Here is a 22,295-nt window from a genome sequence, read left to right on the forward strand (position 1 = left end):
CTTTCCCTTAGGGAGGGCGACTGGTGAGCGTCCTCGCTAACACAGTGTCTAGACTTACCGATACTTTTTCACACTTTTATTTTCTACGTGTAGTTCCGAAGCTAAATTAGTGGCATTATCGTTTGATTATGTCCCAACTTTTGACTTAAACTACAAATACCACAATTACATCCAAGTTATTTTGGGCTCTGTTTTGTTTTTTATTCGTTTCAAATTTTCCCGGTGTCTATAGATCACAAAAACCGTTAGTAAAGAGGTAATAATAATGAGCCCTGTATCTTGAAATATAAACGAAAGAATGACAGTGACGATACCAGTTATCATGGATGAGAGCGAGACATATTTAGAAATATACAAACTAATAATGAATGTCGATATCATCAAAATAAACAATAATGGATTAATGCCAAGAATGATTCCTCCCGAAGTCGCCACTGCCTTTCCACCTTTCATCCTGGCAAAGATTGGATAAGTGTGGCCTACAACAGCGAATAACCCGATAACAAGACGATGAACATCTGCATCAAATAATAATGGAATAAGCGTTGCAAGAGTACCTTTTAAAATATCTGCTAAAGTAACCATGATTCCAGCTTTTATACCTAACACACGAAAGGTATTCGTTGCTCCAAGATTACCGCTGCCATGCTGGCGTACATCTTTATTATAGCCAACCTTACCAACAATAAGGGCTGATGGAATTGATCCGAGTAAATAGGCTATAAGGGCAAATACAATATATTCCATACTTTTTCCCTACTTTCCACATAATGAGATATGTATTTCTACAAAAATAATATCAAAACTTTAGTGAACCGAGCGAAGCAATAATTGATTTTAAGGCTGCTGTTTTTCTATTGCCTAAAAGAATTGCCATCATCGATATTCATTGCACTTGCACTACAAAATAAAAAGGGCTGTTCTTTATTTTAGCATGAAGTTTGTAATTTAAGAACCTATAAATCAGTGTTATGTTTGTTAGAGACTTATAAAGGGTATATCATAAACGTTCATAAATAGCTAAAAAATATCTTAGGAGAAAAATACAAACCGTTTTAGGGATCAAACAAGGAGGCCTGTTATGATTGAATTTAACCGAGTTCATAAAACATATCAAGATGGAACAGAAGCTGTAAAAGATATTTCTTTTTGCGTTCAAAAAGGGGAATTTGTTACTTTAATCGGACCAAGCGGTTGCGGTAAAACAACTACGATAAAAATGGTCAATCGTCTCATGGAACCGACATCGGGTGACATATACATAAAAGGGGAAAATATTACTGCTTTCCCTGTTGATCAATTGCGATGGAATATTGGTTATGTGCTTCAGGAAATTGCGTTATTTCCACACATGACCATAGAAGAAAATATTGCTGTTGTCCCTGAATTGAAAAAATGGAAGCGACAAAAAATTCGTAAGCGGACAGCTGATTTATTAGAAATGGTTGGACTCGATCCAGCTACATATAAGAAAAAGCTGCCAAGAGAGCTTTCAGGGGGACAGCAACAGCGTATTGGAGTGATTCGGGCTTTGGCAGGGGACCCAGATATTATTTTAATGGACGAACCATTTAGCGCATTAGATCCGATAAGCAGACAGCAATTACAAGCAGATATTCAAGCATTGCAACAAGAAGTGAAAAAGACCATTCTATTTGTCACCCATGATATAAAAGAAGCGTTGGCATTAGGTGATCGTGTATGCTTAATGAATGACGGAGAAATTGTTCAATTGGACACTCCGGAAAACCTTGCGCGTTATCCAGAAACCTCATTCGTAAAAGAATTCATTGGGAAAGATAAGTCTCCTTGGGAAACACCTGTTGAAGCTATTACTGTTTCGGCACAGAGCTACGTTTTACAACAAGATGCCTTTGAACAAGGGGACTATTATTCTGACCAAGTGTATATCATACAGGATGAGTATAACAACTATGTTGGAATAGCAACGAACGGTACGATAACGGAAGGAATCTATCTACGACATGACCTTCCTTTAGCTGAGGTGGTTGAAGTTACAGAAGGAAAAGGACAGGAATTCTTTCCTGTATTAAAAGATGACAGACTTGTCGGTGTCATCCACTATCGCGACATAATTATATATTTAAAGACTAAGTCTCATTTAACAGGAGGCTTAGACAATGAATGATTTTATAACGGTATTTCAAAATCGACAAGGAATGCTCGCTGAAACCATTTGGGAGCATTTACAAATATCGCTTATTTCATTAATTATTGCAATTGTAATTGCTGTTCCTTTAGGACTGACCTTAACGAGATACCCAAGGGTAGCTGAACCAATCATCGGTCTTACTGCTGTATTACAAACGATTCCAAGTCTGGCGGTATTGGCCTTTCTGATCCCTTTTTTTGGTATTGGAACTTTACCAGCTGTTATTGCTTTAACTGCTTATGGATTATTACCGATTTTGCGAAATAGCTATACAGGAATTAAGGAGGTTGACCAAGCTTATATTGAAGCAGCAACGGGAATGGGCATGAATTCATTGAAACGGTTAATAAAGGTCGAATTACCAATTGCGATGCCCGTGATGATGGCGGGTGTTCGAACGTCTATGGTATTGATAGTTGGTACAACGACATTAGCAGCTTTAATTGGTGCAGGTGGTTTAGGTGAAATCATTTTATTAGGGTTAGACCGTGGTGCTGATGTTAATCTTATTTTATTAGGAGCTATACCTGCCGCTTTGCTCGCCATCGTTTTAGATGTTATTTTACGAGGGTTCGAACGTATTTCCAAAAAAGCTGGCGTTAAATCCTTGTTAGCAATGTTGCTTATTGCTGTACTCATTGTTGTAACACCGTTTATCATTCAATCAGATAAGCAAGAAGATATCGTTATTGGAGGAAAATTAGGCTCCGAGCCGGCTATTTTAATGAATATGTATAAGCAATTAATTGAAGCAGAAACGGATTTAAATGTTCAATTAAAGCCGAACTTAGGAAAAACAGCATTTGTATTCAATGCATTAGAACAAGGAAACATTGATATTTATCCGGAATTTAGTGGAACCGCTATTGTTACCCATCTAGAAGAAAATGCAATTAGCCAAAAGGAACGTGAGGTGTATCAACAAGCAAAAGAGGGAATGAAAAAACAGTTTGATATGGCATATTTAACGCCAATGGACTATAATAATACGTACACTGTAGCAACGACCAAAGAAATGGCTGAACGGTATAACTTGAAAACGGTTGGGGATTTAAACCAAGTGGAAGAACAGCTGACAGCAGGGTTTACATTAGAATTCAAGGATAGATACGATGGTTATGTTGGAATGCAGGACGTATATGACTTGAATATTTCGAATGTAAATACGATGGATCCTGGACTTAGACAAAAAGCCCTTGCATCAGGGGAAGTGGATGTGATTGACGCATACGCAACAGATAGTTATATGGAAGAGCTTGATTTAGTCGCTTTAGAAGATACAAAGAATTTATTTCCACCATATCAAGGTGCGCCACTATTGCGCAATGAAACACTGGAAGCATATCCTGAGCTAGAAGGGATATTGAACCAGCTTGGTGGAAAAATAACGGATGAGCAAATGAGGAAAATGAATTATCTTGTAGATTATGAGGATCAATCTCCAGAAAAGGTAGCAAGAGAGTTTCTAATGGAACAAGGGTTGCTTGAATAACAATAAGGAGGGTCATACATGGCTTGGGAAAATCCAACGAACGAAGAGCTGAAACAAATTTTAACTTCTTCCAAAACGATTGCAGTCGTAGGATTATCAAATAATCCAGAACGAACGTCTTATCAAATTGCAAAAATTATGCAACAAGAGGGTTACCGAATCATTCCTGTCAACCCAACAGTAGAGGAAGTCCTGGGAGAAAAGGCATATGCTTCGTTAACAGAAGTGCCAGACCCGATTGATATTATTAATGTCTTTCGAAGGGCGGAATTCTTACCAGAAATTGCCGAGGAAGCTGCCCAAACAAACTGTAAAATTTTTTGGGCTCAACAAGGTATTATTAATGAAGAAGCATATCACTATTTAAAACAGCGTGATTTTACCGTTATAATGGATTTGTGTATCAAAGTGGTCCATGCTGTATTGGTGAAAAAATAGGACAAGTATAAGGGTGACAGTAATACGTCACCTTTTCTCATGCTGGATGATTAACTGCTAACGTACTTTTTTATGTCGCAACAACATCTTCATTGATGATAACCATCGTCGTATCCTTTGTGATGGCATAATAGCTGTATACATTTTGATTAAAAAAACCTCCTTATTACCAAGTAACACCCATTACTTTTATTGTTTAGATCCTATTTACTGCATTCCTATTCTCACTGACAAAAAGAACAAATCAATCGATTGGGAGTTATAGGGGCATATGATAGGAATTAGCAAACGTAGATCAAGGAAAGACGTATATGAAGATTTTATCAAGACTTGTAGAATTTTAACACATTCACTAACGTGGATTCTGGTTGGGGCGGGAAGGAGCTAGCATTGACAAAAAGCACGTGATATACACAAAGACTTCTGCGAGAAAAGCAAGTTCCGAAAATCCCGCAGGAAACCGCTGTTGCTTTCGAAAGAGTTGAGGCGGTTGACGCCGAAAGTGAAATGTATATCACCTACCGATTCAGAAGCGATAACTCTTAATAAAGTGAACCCTCAATAAGTGGGGGGTTTTCATTCATCCCCACGGCTTGTTAGTACCGTAATGGTTAACCTAAAGGCCTCTTACGAAATAGAGCATTTAGATGCTGTTATCTCCCACTTCGACTTGTTGTGTACAAGATTATCCAACTCATGAAGCGGGGAGTCTTACAGCACCTGATATACAGGATAAAATCTTTTTTAAAATGATTGCTATATCATAGAAAATGAAACGTTGAAAGTAACTCCCGTATATATTTGACAGCCTCTGCACGGAAATCATTCTTGCAAAACAAGCGACTTGTCTCTATAGTATATTTAGTGATGATGGTTAAAACAGGAAGAATATGATGCTTGAAATAAGGGTCGTTTGTTTTTGGGTGAGTTAGAACAAAGGCCAAGCGCCCGTTTAGCAACGTAGCGAATTGGAACGAATCAACTAAAGATTTAGGAATCATGCCACTAAAACAGGGGTATGCCGACGTCTGGGCGGCAAGCCCGTTTTTAGTCGGCCTTCCTCTTAGGGACGAACCGATGAGGCCTTATCGGAGGGCGCATTTCTAAAGTCGCATCGTTGCTGGGCTCATGCGCCGGACGTGGCTATTCGGTTAATTCGTTATCCACAAGCACCTCATTTTATACTTTTGTATGAAAAAACAACTCTATTTAACTTATCTAACTCATTTATTTTAGACAGTATTTTAAGAATCTAAACATTATAAAGCAAAAGTTTTTTCATGATAGATGGTGGCTCGCGCTCTAGGCGAGCCATGGTGGTTTCTTATCTTGTAAAGAAATTTTCCCACAGCAGAAAGCTTTTTATTTAATTCCGTATGTAGCTCTTCAATCCTACAAAGGGAACCCCAGTAGGATGAGTGGAGAATCAAGATTCAAGTCAAATTCACAATTCTGTTCATAGACCTTTGGGCCAAATCCTTATGGTATCACCATCTCAGAGGGGGGGAGCATGTCCCTATGATTGAAGTCTCACTTATCTCCCGAACTACCTCCATAGACGATAATTAAAATATGTTTTAAAAGAAAAAAAGAATCGTTCACAAATGCAGGATTCCCTTTCTTCTTTACATAAACAAACGTTCGTTCTAATATAGTACTTACAGAAATGAAAGGAGCAGGTACGGCGTGACAAAACAACCTATTTCATATAGTGATGACTCGATCCAAGTTCTAGAAGGCCTTGAGGCTGTACGCAAACGACCAGGAATGTATATTGGAAGTACAGATCTTCGAGGACTGCATCATCTCGTGTTTGAGATTGTAGATAATGCGGTAGACGAGGCCTTGGCTGGATTTGGCGATGTCATTAAAGTAACAATACATAAGGATAATAGCATTTCCGTAACCGACTATGGGCGAGGTATCCCTACTGGTATGCATCGCTCTGGGAAGCCAACCCCGGAGGTTATTTTTACCATTTTACATGCGGGCGGTAAATTCGGACAGGGCGGTTATAAGACAAGTGGAGGACTACATGGCGTTGGTGCATCTGTAGTAAACGCATTGTCCGAATGGCTTGAAGTTACTATCCATCGTGATGGAGCTACGTATTTTCAGCGCTTCGAAAACGGAGGGAAGCCAGTAGGCACACTAGAAAAGAAAGGATCAACGAAAAAATCCGGTTCAACCATTCATTTTAAACCCGACCCCACTATTTTTACTTCAGTGGTGTATGACTTTGAAACGTTATCGGAACGTTTACGAGAGGCAGCTTTTTTATTAAAAGGTTTGACGATCGAATTACACGATTTAAGACATGACCAAACGGAAAAATATCAATTTCCAGATGGCTTGAAGGCCTTTGTCGACTATTTAAACGAGGAAAAAGATACACTTCATTCTGTCGTAGCTTTTGAAGGAGAACAGCAAGGGATCGAAGTGGATTTTGCTTTTCAATTCAACGATGGCTTTGCAGAGAGCATGCTTTCTTTTGTTAACCATGTACGCACAAAAGATGGAGGAACGCATGAATCTGGTGCACGAACAGCAATTACAAGAACCTTCAATGACTACGCAAAACGTACAGGATTGCTGAAAGAAAAAGATAAAAATCTAGAAGGTACGGATATCCGAGAAGGATTTACAGCTATTGTTTCAGTCCGTGTCCCTGAGCAGAAATTGCAATTTGAAGGGCAGACAAAGGGAAAATTAGGTACTCCTGAAGCTCGTTCGGTTGTTGATGCGGTTGTATCTGAAAAGTTAACCTTCTTTCTTGAAGAAAATCCAGATATAGCTAATCTGCTTATTAGAAAAGCGATAAAAGCAAAAGAAGCAAGAGAAGCTGCACGAAAGGCACGTGAAGAAGCAAGAACAGGAAAGAAGCGTAAACGAAAAGAAACGTTACTAAGTGGAAAGTTAACTCCGGCTCAATCTAAAAATGCCAAGCGAAATGAATTATATCTCGTTGAGGGGGATTCAGCAGGCGGTTCTGCGAAGCAAGGAAGGGATCGCAAGTTTCAAGCTGTACTCCCATTACGTGGAAAAGTAATCAATACTGAAAAAGCAAAACTGGAAGATGTTTTTAAAAATGAGGAAATCTCAACGATTATTCATACGATTGGCGCCGGTGTCGGTGGTGACTTTGATTTGGAAGATGTGCAATACGATAAAATTATTATAATGACTGACGCGGATACAGATGGAGCACATATCCAAGTCTTGTTGCTCACGTTCTTTTACAGGTATATGCGCCCACTTGTAGAAGCTGGTAAAGTATATATTGCTCTTCCTCCTTTATATCAAATTGCAAAAGGAAAAGGGAAGAAGAAGCAAATAGCATACGCATGGGATGAACAGGAGATGAAGCGAGTCATTCAGCAATTTAAAAATGGATATACATTGCAGCGCTATAAAGGGTTAGGAGAAATGAACGCCGATCAGCTTTGGGAAACAACCATGAACCCGGAGTCACGAACGTTAATTCGAGTAACCATTGATGATTTAGCTCGTGCTGAACGTCGAGTAACAACATTAATGGGCGATAAAGTGGAACCACGCAGAAAATGGATTGAAGGAAACGTGGAATTTGGCTTGGACGATGCATCCAACATTTTAGAAAATGATAAAATCCAAACAGATAAATAATTTTTAAGGAGGGCTTTGGTTTGACGCAACCAGGAACATATTTAGACCTTCCCTTAGAAGAAGTGATAGGTGACCGATTTGGAAGGTACAGTAAATATATTATTCAGGATCGAGCATTACCTGATGCCAGAGACGGTTTAAAACCGGTACAACGAAGAATTCTTTATGCCATGCATGTAGAAAAGAATACACATGATAAAAATTTTCGTAAATCAGCTAAAACGGTAGGAACAGTAATTGGGAACTATCATCCTCACGGGGACTCCTCTGTTTATGAAGCAATGGTTCGACTAAGCCAAGATTGGAAAGTGAGAAATGTCTTAGTTGAAATGCACGGAAATAACGGAAGCATTGACGGTGATCCGCCAGCTGCAATGCGTTATACAGAAGCTAGACTATCGAGTATCGCTTCTGAGTTACTGCGGGATATTGATAAAGATACCGTTGATTTTATTCCTAATTTTGATGATACCGACACGGAACCAGTTGTCTTACCGGCTAAATTTCCTAATTTGCTTGTAAATGGATCGACTGGAATTTCTGCTGGATATGCAACAGATATTCCGCCACATAACTTGGCAGAGGTGTTGGATGCAGTTATCCTTAAAATTGATAAGCCTTCCGTATCGACAGAGGAATTGATGAAGGTCATGAAAGGACCAGACTTTCCTACTGGCGGTATTATTCAAGGGATAGATGGGATAAAAAAAGCGTATGAAACAGGGCGCGGCAAAATAGTGGTTCGTGGAAAAACGAGAATTGAAGCTGTTCGTGGCAATCGAGAACAGATTATTGTTGATGAGATTCCTTATGAAGTAAACAAAGCCAATATGGTTAAGAAAATAGATGAATTACGAATTGACCGTAAAGTAGAAGGAATTGCAGAGGTTCGTGATGAAACGGATCGTACAGGTTTACGAATTGTAATTGAGTTAAAAAAGGACGTCAATGCAGAAGGGGTATTGAATTACTTATTTAAAAATACCGATTTACAAGTAACCTATCATTTTAATATGGTTGCCATTCAAGATAAAACGCCAAAGCAATTATCGTTAAATCAGCTATTGGAATCATATATTGCCCATCAAAAAGAAGTGGTAACGAGACAAACTACCTTTGACTTAAAAAAAGCAAAGGATCGTGCTCATATTGTTGAAGGATTGATCAAAGCCATTTCCATTTTGGATGAAGTAATTCAAACGATTCGTTCTTCCAAGGATAAGCAGGATGCGAAGCGACAACTAATCGCAAGTTATTCTTTCACAGAAGCACAAGCCGAAGCCATTGTCATGTTACAGTTATATCGATTAACCAATACGGATATTACATCGCTAGAGCAAGAAGCAAAAGCTTTAAAAGAGCGGATTAAGGTATTGGAGCTTATTTTAGGTAGTGAAAAGCAGCTATTACAAACCATTAAAAAAGACTTAAGAAAATTGAAAAAAACGTATGCTTCTCCACGATTAACGGTGATTGAAGCCGAAATTGAAGAACTGAAGATTGATATTGAAGTGATGGTTGCAAGCGAGGACGTATTACTGTCTGTAACGAAAGATGGGTACGTAAAGCGCACCAGTTTGCGATCCTATAGTGCTTCTAACGGTGAGGATTTTGCCATGAAGGAAGGAGATCATGTAATTCGTTTAGCTGAATTGAATACTACGGATAAAATACTTCTCTTCACAAATAAAGGTAAGTATATTTATATACCTGTTCATGAATTACCTGATATACGCTGGAAAGACATTGGACAGCATCTTTCTAATATTGTTGCGTTAGAGAAAGAAGAAAAAATAATCACATGTATTCCTGTTCGTCAGTTTAGTGAAGATAACTACCTGTTATTTTTGACGAAAAACGGCATGGCAAAACGAAGTCAATTCAAGCTTTATGAAGCTCAAAGACATGGAAAAGCGCTCATTGCTCTTAACCTGAAGGCCGGGGATGAGGTAGTGAGCGTACATCAAACAGATGGAAACAAAGATGTATTTATTACTTCAGATAAAGGGTATGGATTGTGGTATCATGAATCTGAAATTTCGGTTGTTGGTCAACGTGCAGCTGGAGTAAAGGCTATTCAGTTAAAAGAAGGAGAACAGGTTGTAAGTGGTCAAGTGTTTGATGATTTATCAGAACCTTCGTTAGTTGTTCTCACGCAACGGGGAGCATGCAAACGAATGAAACTAAGTTTATTTGAAAAAACGAGTCGAGCCAAGCGGGGATTACAAATGCTGCGTGAGCTTAAAAGCAAGCCACATCGGATACGCGGATTTTTCCTAGTCAATGAGCAAGATACGATTCAATTTAAAACAGAAGATGGCGAGGTCCATCACGTATTCCCACTTGAATTATCCAACAGTGACAGGTACAGCAATGGTTCATTTATCATAGATACAGATAACCACGGAGAAGTCCTCGAGGCTTGGAAACAAATCCGTTACGAACAACCATTCGAAAACCAAGAAGAAAAGTAATCTTCATTCTTCGTCTCGTGTTTATGGGATAAATAATAATTTGGCAACTCAAAAAAAGTAACATAAGCTGGTCAGCTAATGGTGGAAGTCGTTTCCACCATTGGCTGACTATGTTCATACATAGCTATTAACTGAATTCGTATAAACACTTTAAATTTTCTGCTAACTATGATAATGTAAACGTATACAAGAAAGGGGGGATCGGGAACGGATTTACGAGAAAGAATTATTCAATCCTCATTATTGTTGTTTGAGAAGAAAGGCTTTCATGGTGTAACGGTAAATGAAATTGTACGGAAAGCGAAAGCGTCCAAAGGTGGATTTTATCACCATTTCACTTCTAAAGAAGAATTACTTTACGTCATTCACGATACGTTTATTAGCTATGTACTCGAAAAAGCAGCATATGCAAATAACAGCTATACTTCTCCTACAGACAAATTAAAGGCAATTATTAAGGATTTTGTAAAAGTGTTTGACATTTACAAACCGCATATTTCTGTGTTTTATCAGGAAAGTATTTATTTGAAGCCAGAGTATGAACACCTAATTAAACAAAAAAGAGATCAATTTAAGCAATTAATCCTGCAAACAATTGCTGAAGGGCAAGCAAATGGGGAATTTCGAAAAGACTTGCCTGCTGAAATAACAGGTATGGCAATATTAGGAATGGTTAATTGGACGTATAAATGGTATCAGCCAAAAGGTAAGAACACGATTGATGAAATCAGTGATATATTTATTGAGCTTATTTTACAAGCTATTTTGCCAAATGAAGCTACTAGTTTCAAGTCATATAATGGGACAATACGCAATCATATGGACGTATGGAAATGATCTTTTGTCAACCACAGACCAACCAGTCGGTCTAGTCCAATAAAGGGGGATGCTCATGAATTTTTCATTAACGGAAGAACAAACAATGGTACAAAAAATGGTAAGGGATTTTGCCGAGTCGGTGATTAAGCCGCGTGCAATTGAAATCGATAAAACAGCCACTTTTCCAGTTGATATTTTTAAGCAATTGGGGGAGCTTGGTTTATTAGGAATCCCTTTTCCAGAAGCATATGGGGGTTCTGGTGGCGATACATTATCTTATGCACTAGCAGTAGAAGAGATTGGTCGTGTTTGCGGGAGTACGGGGTTAAGCTATGCTGCAGCTGTTTCATTAGGTGCCAGCCCGATATATTACTTCGGCACAGAAGCACAAAAACAGCAATATTTAGTTCCATTAGCTGAAGGGAAAGCGCTTGGGGCATTTGGACTAACGGAGCCAAATGCTGGTTCAGACGCTGGCGGAACGAAGACAACTGCAATGGTAGAAGGTGACGAATACGTTATTAACGGAGAGAAATGTTATATAACAAATGCGAGTTATGCGAAAACACTTATTGTAACCGCGGTCACTGGAAAGGATAGTCGCGGTAAAAATATCATTTCCGCCATCATTGTTCCGACCGATGCAAAAGGGCTTTCCATCACAAGTAATTATGACAAAATGGGAGTTCGTGGGTCAGATACAGCCGAAATTGTGTTAGACAATGTACGCGTACCTAAGGAAAACCTGTTAGGAGATCCAGAAAAAGGGTTTAAACAGTTCTTGTACACATTAGACGGTGGTCGCATATCTATAGCTGCTCTCGGTGTAGGGATTGCTCAAGCTTCGCTGGAAAAGGCGTTAAACTATGCAAAAGAACGAAAGCAGTTTGGTAAAGCAATTTCTGATTTTCAGGCGATACAATTTAAATTAGCAGACATGGCGATGGAAGTGGAGCTAGCTAGAAACATGGTACATAAAGCCGCTTGGTTAAAAGATGCAGATAAAACCTTCGGGAAAGAAGCTTCTTTTGCAAAGTTATATGCTACAGAGACTGCTTTTCGTGCAGCTAATCAAGCGATTCAAATTCATGGTGGTTATGGCTATATGCGCGAGTATGAAGTCGAGCGCTATTTACGTGATGCTAAGCTGTTGGAGATTGGAGAAGGCACTTCAGAAATTCAGCGCTTAGTTATTGCGAGACACTTAGGGTGTTAAAGGATCGGGGGGATATTCATGTCACTTTTACATGTTACCGTTGGAGAGCTCTTAGAGGAACAAGTAAAATTATACCCGGAGCATGAGGCGGTTGTCTACCCAGAATTAAAGCTTAGAAAAACATATCAGGAATTTAATAAAGAAGTTAACCAAGCAGCAAAAGGCCTAATGGCATTGGGAGTTGGCAAGGGAGAACATGTTGCTATTTGGTCAGATAATAAACCCGAATGGCTGACTACACAATTTGCAACCGGAAAAATGGGTGCTGTGTTAGTAACGGTAAATACAAACTATCAAGCTAGTGAACTACAGTATCTATTAGAGCAGTCGGAAGCAACCACTTTAATTATGGCAGAAAATTATAAAGGAACCTCCTATATAGAAGTTTTAAAAAGTATTTGTCCAGAACTGGAAGAAGCAGCACCAGGCAATCTGCAATCGAAAGCTTTGCCGAAGCTAAAAAATATTATCATCCTAGGTAATACCAATTATTCTTTTGCTTATAGTTGGCGCGATATCATGGATGCTGGTAAAGAAATATCAGATCAGGATTTGTGGGAACGGAAAATGATTTCAGAAGAACATGAAGTTATTAATATGCAGTATACTTCTGGCACAACGGGTTTTCCTAAGGGTGTTATGCTAACACATCATAATATTGTTAATAATGGCAAACAAATTGCGGATTGTATGAAGCTAACAGAAGCAGACAGATTGTGTATTCCAGTTCCGTTTTTTCACTGCTTTGGGTGCGTGTTAGGCGTATTAGCTGCTGTTTCTAAAGGAACAACAATGGTTTTAGTAGAGCAGTTCCACCCAGAGAAAGTTTTGGCAGCCGTTGCTCAAGAACGATGTACAGCCCTGCATGGTGTACCGACGATGTTTATTGCCGAGCTAAATCATCCCAATTTTGAGCAGTATGATTTGTCCAGTTTAAGGACGGGTATTATGTCGGGTTCCCCTTGTCCGATGGAAGTAATGACGAAAGTGATGGAAAAAATGGGGGCAGAAGAAATAACCATAGCATATGGACAGACGGAAGCTTCTCCTGTTATTACACAAACCAAAACAGACGACCCAATTGAGTTACGAGTGAGCACTGTTGGAACACCCCACCCGAATGTAGAGGTGAAAATCGTCATTCCAGGAACTAGTGAGGAGCAAGAACGAGGTGTTCCTGGCGAATTGTTAACACGAGGTTACCATGTGATGAAGGGATATTATAATAATCCAGAGGCGACCGAGCTTGCGATCGATGAAGATGGCTGGTTGCACACAGGAGATTTGGCGTTGATGCGATCAGACGGTTATTTGGAAATTACTGGTAGAATGAAGGATATGATTATTCGTGGTGGAGAAAATATTTACCCACGGGAAATTGAAGAGTTTTTATATCAGCATCCAGATGTCCTCGATGTCCAAATAGTTGGCATTCCAGATAAAAAGTACGGCGAAGAAATAATGGCATGGATTATACCGAAGGAAAATAGCCAAGTTTCCGAGGCGGATATTCGATCCTTTTGTGAGGGGAATATATCGTGGCATAAAATACCGAAGTATATTGCATTTGTAGACAAATATCCCATGACAGCAAGTGGAAAAATTCAAAAATACCGCTTGAAAGAAATGGCGATCCAAAAGCTGAATGAATAGGGGGCAAAACATGATAAACAAACTAGTGATTGCAAATCGTGGGGAAATTGCTGTACGAATTATTTGCACATGTAAAAAATTAAATATTCGAACGGTTAGCGTTTATTCCGAGGCTGATAAATACGCACCCCATGTGGAAATGGCGGATGAAAGCTATTTAATTGGACCGCCTAGGGTGCAGGAAAGCTATTTAAATGCGGAAAAAATAATTGAAATAGCAAAAGAAACAAAGGCCGACGCTATCCATCCCGGCTATGGATTTTTAAGTGAAAATGCTGGGTTTGCTGAGCAATGTGAACAAGCAGGATTAGTATTTATTGGACCCAAAAGTAGTGTGATTCAAAAGATGGGGAGCAAGATAGAAGCTAGACGAGCAATGCAAACAGCAGGAGTGCCAGTTGTTCCTGGAACGGACGAAGCTGTTGCAACAGCGGAAGATGCTGCTTCCTACGCCAGTCAAATTGGCTATCCAGTGATGGTAAAAGCATCTGCTGGAGGTGGTGGTATTGGAATGCAGGTGGTGCAAACGGAAGCTGAGCTGAAAGAAGCATTTGTTAACAACACCAAACGAGCACAAAGCTTATTTGGTGATGGAGCAATGTTTATGGAGAAGAAAATAGAAAATGCCCGTCATATTGAAGTGCAAGTATTAGCTGACCACCATGGAAATGTCGTTCATTTATTTGAGCGTGAATGCTCGATCCAGCGGAGAAATCAAAAGGTAATCGAAGAAGCACCATCCCCATTTATTTCTGAGGAAACTAGGCAGGAAATGGGCGAAAAAGCAGTTCAGGCAGCAAAAGCTTTGGCGTATACAAACGCTGGTACCATTGAATTTTTAGTAGACGAACAGGAGAATTTCTACTTTTTAGAAATGAATACACGGATTCAAGTAGAACATCCAATTACAGAAGAGATCACAGGAGTAGATATTGTTGAAAAGCAGCTTGAAATTGCAAGTGGTAAGCCGTTACAGCTATCTCAAGATGAGCTTTTTATCAATGGGCATGCCATCGAAGCTAGGATCTATGCTGAAGACCCGAAGACGTTCTTTCCTTCTCCAGGCCATATAGATGTATTTCAACCACCAGAGGGAGAGTATATTCGTAATGAAGTAGCGGTACGCAGTAATTATGATGTGACCCCGTTTTACGATCCGATGATTGCCAAATTAGTTGTTCATGGGAAATCTCGAGAAGTGGCAATTTCTCTATTAAAGCAAGCATTAGAACAATATAAAGTTACGGGGATCAAGACAAATATTCCCATGTTATTGCGTGTTGTTGAACACGACCAATTTCAAGCGGGTAACACCACAACTAGCTTTTTAGAATTGTATCATGGATGAAGATTTGTCACTGTTACAAAAGTAACAACAGTGGAGTTATTTTAGATACTTATTAAATTCTCATCTTAAAAACGACATTTATAAGAGAAAACGTTTACACTTAAGGAGGAAATCAAAATGGAAGTAAAAGCAACGATGGCAGGAAGTGTATGGAAGATGACAGTAGCACAAGGTGACAGCGTGGAGGAAGGTCAAGATGTCGTCATCTTGGAGTCGATGAAAATGGAAATTCCAATTGCTGCAGAACAGTCAGGTACAGTGAAAGAATTTAAAGTCCAAGAAGGGGATTTTGTAAACGAAGGAGACGTCATTGCTGTTATTGAATAATCGGAAACGCGAATTACACTCATTAGAAAAACAAGGGGGATACATGTGGGAAAGTTTATTGAATTACAAAAGGAGCAATCGATTGCTATTGTTAAAATAAATCGCCCAGAAGCAGCAAATGCGCTGTCCCAACCTTTACTTACAGAATTGCAAGCAACTATTCAAACAGTGGAACAGGATCGATCCATTGCCTGTACCATTCTTACAGGAGAGGGAGAAAAAGCATTTTGCTCAGGGGCTGATTTAAAAGAGCGCGCTGGAATGAATGATCAAGAGGTAATAGCAGCGGTTGCTCATATTGGAGATACAGTAACCATGGTGGAGAATTTACCTATGCCGGTCATCGCAGCAATGAATGGAGTTGCTTTTGGCGGTGGGTTGGAATTAGCATTAGCCTGTGATATTCGTATAGCTGCGCACCATGCACAGATGGGGCTTACGGAAACGTCATTAGCCATTATTCCTGGAGCAGGGGGAACACAACGTCTACCTCGATTAATTGGAATCGGTAGGGCAAAGCAATTAATTTATAGCGCCAAGCGGATCACGGCAGAAGAAGCTTTCCATATAGGGTTAGTGGAGGAGACCGTTGCAGGTAACGAATTACAAGAAACAGTAAAACAGTTTGCAGCAACTATTGCCAAAAATGGTCCCATTGCGCTGAGGCAAGCGAAAATCGCACTTAATAAAGGAACAGAAACAGATTTAACAACTGGCTTACTTATCGAACAACTCGCCTATCAGCATACGATTCCAACGAATGATCGAATCGAAGGGCTTCAAGCCTTTCGTGAAAAACGGACACCACACTATCATGGAAACTAAAACAGGGAGGCTTTGTTAGGATGACTTACAACAACATTTATGATGAAAAAGTAGCCACGATTAAAAGTGGAGGAAAAGAAAAATATCATCGCAAAAATGAAGAAAAAGGGAAGCTGTTTGTACGTGAACGATTAAAACGGCTTTTGGACGACGATTTAAGTCTTGAAGATGCATTTTTTGCAAATTGTATGGATGAAACACTACCATCGGATGGAGTTGTAACAGGAATTGGAAAAATTAATGGTCAGTCCGTATGCGTGATGGCAAATGACTCAACAGTAAAAGCTGGATCATGGGGCAGACGTACAGTGGAAAAAATCATTCGTATTCAAGAAACAGCCATGACGTTGGAAATTCCGATGATTTATTTAGTAGATTCCGCTGGTGCAAGAATTACCGATCAAGTCGAAATGTTTCCAAACAGAAGGGGCGCAGGGCGAATTTTCCATAATCAGATAAAGCTATCTGGTCGTGTACCGCAAGTATGTCTCTTATTCGGACCATCCGCAGCAGGAGGAGCCTATATACCTGCTTTTTGTGACATTGTTATAATGGTGGAAGGCAATGCTTCCATGTATTTAGGCTCGCCACGGATGGCAGAAAAGGTAATCGGAGAGAAAGTTAGTTTAGAAGAAATGGGCGGTGCCACAATGCATTGCTCTGTTTCTGGAGTTGGCGACGTATTAGTCAAAACAGAGCAAGAGGCTATCGACTATACCCAATCATACTTAAGTTATTTCCCAGCTAATTTTAGACATAAGCCATCTGTAGAAGAAGCAAAAGCAAGTAAGCAACTGGAAAAAAGTATCGCTGATTTAATCCCAGAAAATCAAAATGCTGCCTTTAATATGTATGACCTTATCGATCGGCTTATTGATGCAGATAGCTTCTGTGAAATAAAGAAAAAATTCGCTCCCGAACTAATAACTGGACTCGCCAGAATAGATGGACGATCGATCGGTATTATTGCAAATCAACCAAGAATGAAGGGAGGCGTCTTATTTCCAGACTCAGCTGATAAAGCCGCCAAATTTATGCAGCTATGTGACGCCTTTAATATCCCGTTGTTGTTCTTGGTAGACGTACCAGGTTTTATGATTGGTACAAAGGTCGAACGCGCTGGCATTATTCGCCATGGTGCCAAAATGCTTGCTACGATGAGTGAAGCGACGGTTCCAAAAATTTCTGTCATTGTTCGTAAAGCTTATGGCGCTGGGCTTTATGCTATGGCGGGTCCTGCATTTGAACCAGATTGCTGTCTGGCATTACCTACTGCTCAAATTGCTGTTATGGGACCAGAAGCAGCAGTGAATGCTGTGTACGCTAATAAGATTCAGGATATGTCTGAAGAAGAGCGACCGGCCTTTATTAAAGAAAAGCAAGAAGAATATAAGGAGAATATTGATATTTATCGTTTGGCTTCAGAAATGGTCGTAGATGCGATCATTGATCCGGAGAACTTGCGAGAAGAATTAAAGACACGCTTTGCTATCTATGATTCTAAGAACGTGACATTTACGGAAAGAAAGCATGGTGTCTATCCAGTATAACGGTTATCTAAAAGGTTGAAATTATAAGTTAAACCAACATCTGTTTCGTACCATATGTATTATAGCTCAGCTTTTATCTATAATGGCTGAGTTTTTTTATTGTATAGCGTACAATGTCAAGAGCTTTTTTCAAGTTTTTGAGTAACTCTAACACACCTACTGTAATTATCATTTTTTACAAGTAGCATTTGATTCAGAAATGGGTTTTCTTCACTCGATCCTTCATTTCCGTTGATTCGTTCCATTTGCTACGTTGCTAAACGGACGCTTATCGCCTTTGTTCAGATTATTACATTCAATGAGATATCAATCGAAAGGCTCATGTTAATAGTTGCTAATACAGATGAAATGGTTTAATAAATAAGGGTAAGCAAATTGGCGCATTCGGTTTTACTTTGACATAATACTATGCACTAGCTCTTGATTCTTTCTTCTTCAAACTGTCTTATCTAAAAAACATAGCTACTTAATTTACCTGATTTATCTTAATGCCAAAGCACTATGAATAAACACAAATATTCGAAGGTGGACTGTTTCTTCCGATAGTCATTTCATAAAAAAGTATACCATAATATTATTATGTAAACTAATTAAAAACTATTAGTAGAAATAGAGTGCCATATCTCGTATAATAGACGCTAGTAAAAAGGATAAGGGATGCGTGAAAGAATTATGGGGGAAAACATCATGACGAAAGAAGCTGCACCACATTTGCTACATCAACTGGCTGCAGTATATGAACAGGTACGTGAAAACGGAGATGATATTCGCGCAGAGAAGTTAATTGAGCTCTACGATAAATATAAGCAACAGGAGCTTATGATCTGTTTTGCTGGTCATTTTTCTGCTGGCAAATCATCCATGATCAATGCATTGCTAGGAGAGGACATTTTGCCAAACAGTCCCATTCCAACAAGTGCGAATATCGTTAAAATTACATCTGGCAAGGGCAAGGTTCGGGTGTATTTTAAACATAGCGCTCCAGAAGAATATCAAGAACCGTTTGATTTAGATATGCTGAAACAATACTCCATGGATAAAGATAATATCCAAAAAATTGAAATCAGCACATTGGCACCACTGTTACCAGCAAAGACAGCGTTTATTGATACACCAGGCATTGATGCAGCAGATGATGCGGATCGATTAATGACAGAAGGTTCACTACATCTGATGGATGCACTGTTTTATGTAATGGATTATAACCATGTGCAATCGGAAGTGAATTTGCAATTTTTGCTCGATCTGCAAGCAAAAAATATACCATTCTATGTCATTATTAATCAAATTGATAAACATAAAGAATCGGAACTCACCTTTACTAGCTTTAAAGAAAGTATAAGACAGACATTCGATGTATGGGAAATCAAACCGGAGAGAATATTTTATTCTTCTTTATATGAACCTGACTTAGAACATAATCAATTTCAGGAAATCCAACAAACATTACAGGATCTATTCACAACCCGTAAGCAGGAGTTATTGGACCGTCAACATAGCTTGAATGACGTGATAGAACAACATGTTGTCTTTCTTCAGGAACAATTTGAAGAAGAATTGGAGACATATTACGTGCCACCGAAGCAACAAGAAGAGCTTAGCCAAAAATCTACCATTCAAAATAAATTGGATGCATACGAGCAAAAGAAGACCAATTTGAAAACAGACTTCTATGACGTTTTACAGCAGACGTTAAAAAATGCGTATTTAATGCCTGCTGTATTAAGAGATAAAGCGGCATCCTTTTTAGAATCGCAGCAAAGTGATTTTAAAGTTGGCTTATTGGGAGCAAAGAAAAAAACGAGTGAAGAAAGAAAAAAACGTTTAAACCAATTTCGAATTGATTTACAGCAAACTGTGGAAGCAGGATTACAATGGAAGCTGCGGGATAAGTGGTTACCATTGCTGAAGGATTACAAAGTGGATGACATTCAAGTGCAAAATGAACTGCAGCAGTTTACGATCTCGGTCAAAGAAGCAAATTTACTAGAAACAATCAAGCAAGGGGCTACACTTAATGGGGAAGCCATTATCCAATATACGAATGATTTGGCACACGAAATCAAAAAGCAGGCGAAACAACAAGCGAATGCGTTATGGAATCAGGTAGAAGCGGCTATCCAAGCCGAGCTGCAGCCTATATGCTCAAAACTGACGGATCAATTAATAGAGCTAAACAGCATAGAGCAAAAGCTAAATCATTATATTGCTATAGAAAAATCATTAGCCCACAAACAAAACCTGGTTAGGCAAGCGATCTATCATGAAGCTCCTTCACGGGAAAAGACGATCGCAATGATAGAAGAAATTTTATTACAACAAGAACAACGCGTTACATTTGTAGCTCAACCAATGGCATTTAAAGCACGGCAAATGGCAGGTTCCGAAGATTGTTTATTAACGGATGAAAAACAAATACCTAGCAAAGAAACAGGAGCAAGTCATCCTGTAGAGACAACTGTTAACGCGATTGAACAGACAATGAGTATCGTTAAAGATCTACCAGGTTTTCAATCGATCATGGACGATTTAAAAAGTAAGCAGTATCGATTAGAACATCGCACGTATACGATTGCATTATTTGGTGCGTTTAGTGCCGGTAAATCATCGTTTGCAAACGCTCTAATGGGAGAAGCCATTTTACCAGTATCGCCAAATCCAACCACAGCGACTGTCAACCGAATTCACCCTGTAACGAATACGCATAAACATGGGACAGTTATTGTACAATTGAAGAAACAGGAGGAATTGGTCAAAGAAGTGGTGACGATGACGAAAAAGTTCTCTCCTGAATCTGATCGTCTGGAAGACTTAATAGCATGGATAGATAAAGAACAACTATACCGTCACGAAGAGCTAGAAAACACATATCAAGCATATTTGCAAGCCATTTTAAATGGCTATGCTTCTATGCAGCAATTCTTAGGTCAGTCGATGTACTTATCTATCGAAGCGTTTCCGAGCTATGTCACAGATGAAACGAAAGCGTGCTTTGTTGAAACGATCGACCTTTATTATGATTGTGCGCTAACACGTCAGGGGATTAGTCTTGTTGATACACCAGGAGCAGATTCCATCAATGCGCGACATACAAATGTGGCGTTTGATTATATTAAACATGCTGATGCCATTCTTTACGTAACGTATTATAATCATGCGCTTAATCGAGCTGACAAAGATTTTCTTATGCAATTAGGAAGAGTAAAAGATTCCTTTCAATTAGATAAAATGTTTTTTATCGTTAATGCAGCTGATTTAGCAAAGGATGAGGAAGAATTAGCGCTAGTGACAACCTATGTTACGGAACAATTAGCTCAATTAGGGATTCGTTTTCCTCGTCTGTATCCTGTCTCCAGTAGGAACGCCTTAAGCGAAAAGCAACTTCATAAACGGTCGGATCAGCTAATGGCAGCCTTTGAAGCCGATTTTTATCCATTTATTCACCGTGACTTAACGAAATTGGCTGTAGCAGCTGCTTTTCGGGATATGGAACGACTGGAGCAACAGCTTCAGCAATTTATTGCCTCTCAGAAGTTAGACCAGCAAGAGAAAAAAGCGTTTAAACAATCCATTGAAACAAAGCATCAGCAATTACAGCAAATTATAGATGACATAAAAGCTGCTGCATATCTCAACCAAGTCAAACAAAAAATTCAAAAACAACTATACTATGTGCTGGAGCGATTTTCAATTCGCTTCCACGATATGTTTAAAGAAACAGTTAATCCTGCTACCATTACGGAATCTGGTAAAGAAGGAAGAAAGCAACTTTGGGATTGCATGTGGAATTTGATTGCTTACTGTCAAACAGAGTTGATTCGAGAGCTACAAGCTGTTTCATTGCGAATAGAAGCATTTATGAATGATTCCATGCTGGATGTATACCGTTTCATAGAAAAGCAAAGTCAAAGCGTTGATAAATCATTTATGTTTGCAGAAATAGATAGGAAAGATATAGCTTCTCCTGTTTTTTCCGAGGCCTTTCAAGCAATGGACCATCAACCATTAAATCGAATGATTCAGTCATACAAAAACACAAAAGCCTTTTTTGCCAAAAACGAAAAGGAACGAACGAAAGAAGCGATATATGGGTTTTTGCAGCCAATAGTGAAGGAATATATGGATGTAAATGAACAACATATGGATGCATTCTATGGAGAGCAATGGGCAACGATTATATCAGATTTAAAGGAGAACATTGCTATACAGTTACAAAAACATATGGATAGCTATCATGAAATGATCACTTCCAACGTTTCGCTGCCAGAATTAATCAACAAACAGCATGAAGTGTCTGCCATTTTAGCGGATTATAAACAGAAAGAAGGATAAACA

The 22,295-nt window shown here is 39.1% G+C and carries 14 protein-coding genes; 13 read left to right on the top strand and 1 reads right to left on the bottom strand.

Annotated elements, in window-relative coordinates; genetic code table 11:
• Positions 1 to 165: 165 nt before the first annotated feature.
• Positions 166 to 747 carry a glycerol-3-phosphate 1-O-acyltransferase PlsY gene (gene plsY, locus BKP57_RS21150; protein ID WP_050352855.1) on the bottom strand — a complete coding sequence of 194 codons (582 nt, stop codon included), beginning with the start codon at positions 745 to 747 and terminating at the stop codon, positions 166 to 168.
• A 334-nt stretch (positions 748 to 1,081) separates the two neighbouring features.
• Here plsY and BKP57_RS21155 point away from each other — a divergent pair, with 334 nt between their 5' ends.
• From BKP57_RS21155 to BKP57_RS21215, 13 genes are all read left to right on the top strand, one after another.
• Positions 1,082 to 2,149 carry an ABC transporter ATP-binding protein gene (locus BKP57_RS21155; RefSeq protein ID WP_050352856.1) on the top strand — a complete coding sequence of 356 codons (1,068 nt, stop codon included), beginning with the start codon at positions 1,082 to 1,084 and terminating at the stop codon, positions 2,147 to 2,149.
• Positions 2,142 to 3,665 carry an ABC transporter permease/substrate-binding protein gene (locus tag BKP57_RS21160; RefSeq protein WP_050352857.1) on the top strand — a complete coding sequence of 508 codons (1,524 nt, stop codon included), beginning with the start codon at positions 2,142 to 2,144 and terminating at the stop codon, positions 3,663 to 3,665. Before BKP57_RS21155 ends, BKP57_RS21160 begins: the two co-directional genes overlap by 8 nt.
• A gap of 18 nt (positions 3,666 to 3,683) precedes the next feature.
• Positions 3,684 to 4,103 (top strand): CoA-binding protein, encoded by a 420-nt coding sequence (locus BKP57_RS21165; protein ID WP_050352858.1) that lies wholly within the window; start codon positions 3,684 to 3,686, stop codon positions 4,101 to 4,103.
• Positions 4,104 to 5,789: 1,686 nt separating this feature from the next.
• Positions 5,790 to 7,748, top strand: a complete 1,959-nt coding sequence (parE, locus tag BKP57_RS21170; protein WP_050352859.1) for a DNA topoisomerase IV subunit B — start codon at positions 5,790 to 5,792, stop codon at positions 7,746 to 7,748.
• Between the two features lie 20 nt (positions 7,749 to 7,768).
• Complete coding sequence (parC, locus tag BKP57_RS21175; RefSeq protein WP_050352860.1) at positions 7,769 to 10,222, top strand: DNA topoisomerase IV subunit A; 2,454 nt, start codon at positions 7,769 to 7,771, stop codon at positions 10,220 to 10,222.
• 225 nt (positions 10,223 to 10,447) lie between these two features.
• Positions 10,448 to 11,059: a TetR/AcrR family transcriptional regulator gene (locus BKP57_RS21180; RefSeq protein WP_050352861.1), complete on the top strand. Its 612-nt coding sequence runs from the start codon at positions 10,448 to 10,450 to the stop codon at positions 11,057 to 11,059.
• A 55-nt stretch (positions 11,060 to 11,114) separates the two neighbouring features.
• On the top strand, positions 11,115 to 12,257 hold the full coding sequence (locus BKP57_RS21185) for an acyl-CoA dehydrogenase family protein (protein ID WP_050352862.1): 1,143 nt from the start codon (positions 11,115 to 11,117) through the stop codon (positions 12,255 to 12,257).
• Positions 12,258 to 12,275: 18 nt separating this feature from the next.
• The gene (locus BKP57_RS21190; protein WP_072742315.1) at positions 12,276 to 13,910 is read left to right on the top strand and encodes an AMP-binding protein; all 1,635 of its coding nucleotides are present in this window, start codon (positions 12,276 to 12,278) and stop codon (positions 13,908 to 13,910) included.
• Positions 13,911 to 13,920: 10 nt separating this feature from the next.
• Positions 13,921 to 15,258, top strand: coding sequence for an acetyl-CoA carboxylase biotin carboxylase subunit (locus BKP57_RS21195; RefSeq protein WP_072742316.1), 1,338 nt, complete (start codon positions 13,921 to 13,923; stop codon positions 15,256 to 15,258).
• Positions 15,259 to 15,375: 117 nt separating this feature from the next.
• A complete protein-coding gene (locus BKP57_RS21200; protein WP_050352865.1) occupies positions 15,376 to 15,585 on the top strand; it encodes an acetyl-CoA carboxylase biotin carboxyl carrier protein subunit in 210 nt (69 codons plus the stop codon).
• 45 nt (positions 15,586 to 15,630) lie between these two features.
• On the top strand, positions 15,631 to 16,410 hold the full coding sequence (locus BKP57_RS21205; RefSeq protein ID WP_050352866.1) for an enoyl-CoA hydratase: 780 nt from the start codon (positions 15,631 to 15,633) through the stop codon (positions 16,408 to 16,410).
• Between the two features lie 20 nt (positions 16,411 to 16,430).
• Complete coding sequence (locus tag BKP57_RS21210; protein WP_050352867.1) at positions 16,431 to 17,960, top strand: acyl-CoA carboxylase subunit beta; 1,530 nt, start codon at positions 16,431 to 16,433, stop codon at positions 17,958 to 17,960.
• Positions 17,961 to 18,647: 687 nt separating this feature from the next.
• Positions 18,648 to 22,292, top strand: coding sequence for a dynamin family protein (locus BKP57_RS21215; protein ID WP_072742317.1), 3,645 nt, complete (start codon positions 18,648 to 18,650; stop codon positions 22,290 to 22,292).
• Positions 22,293 to 22,295 lie beyond the last annotated feature (3 nt).

Source organism: Virgibacillus sp. 6R, from assembly GCF_001895305.1.
GTDB classification, from domain to species: Bacteria; Bacillota; Bacilli; order Bacillales; family Amphibacillaceae; genus Virgibacillus; species Virgibacillus pantothenticus.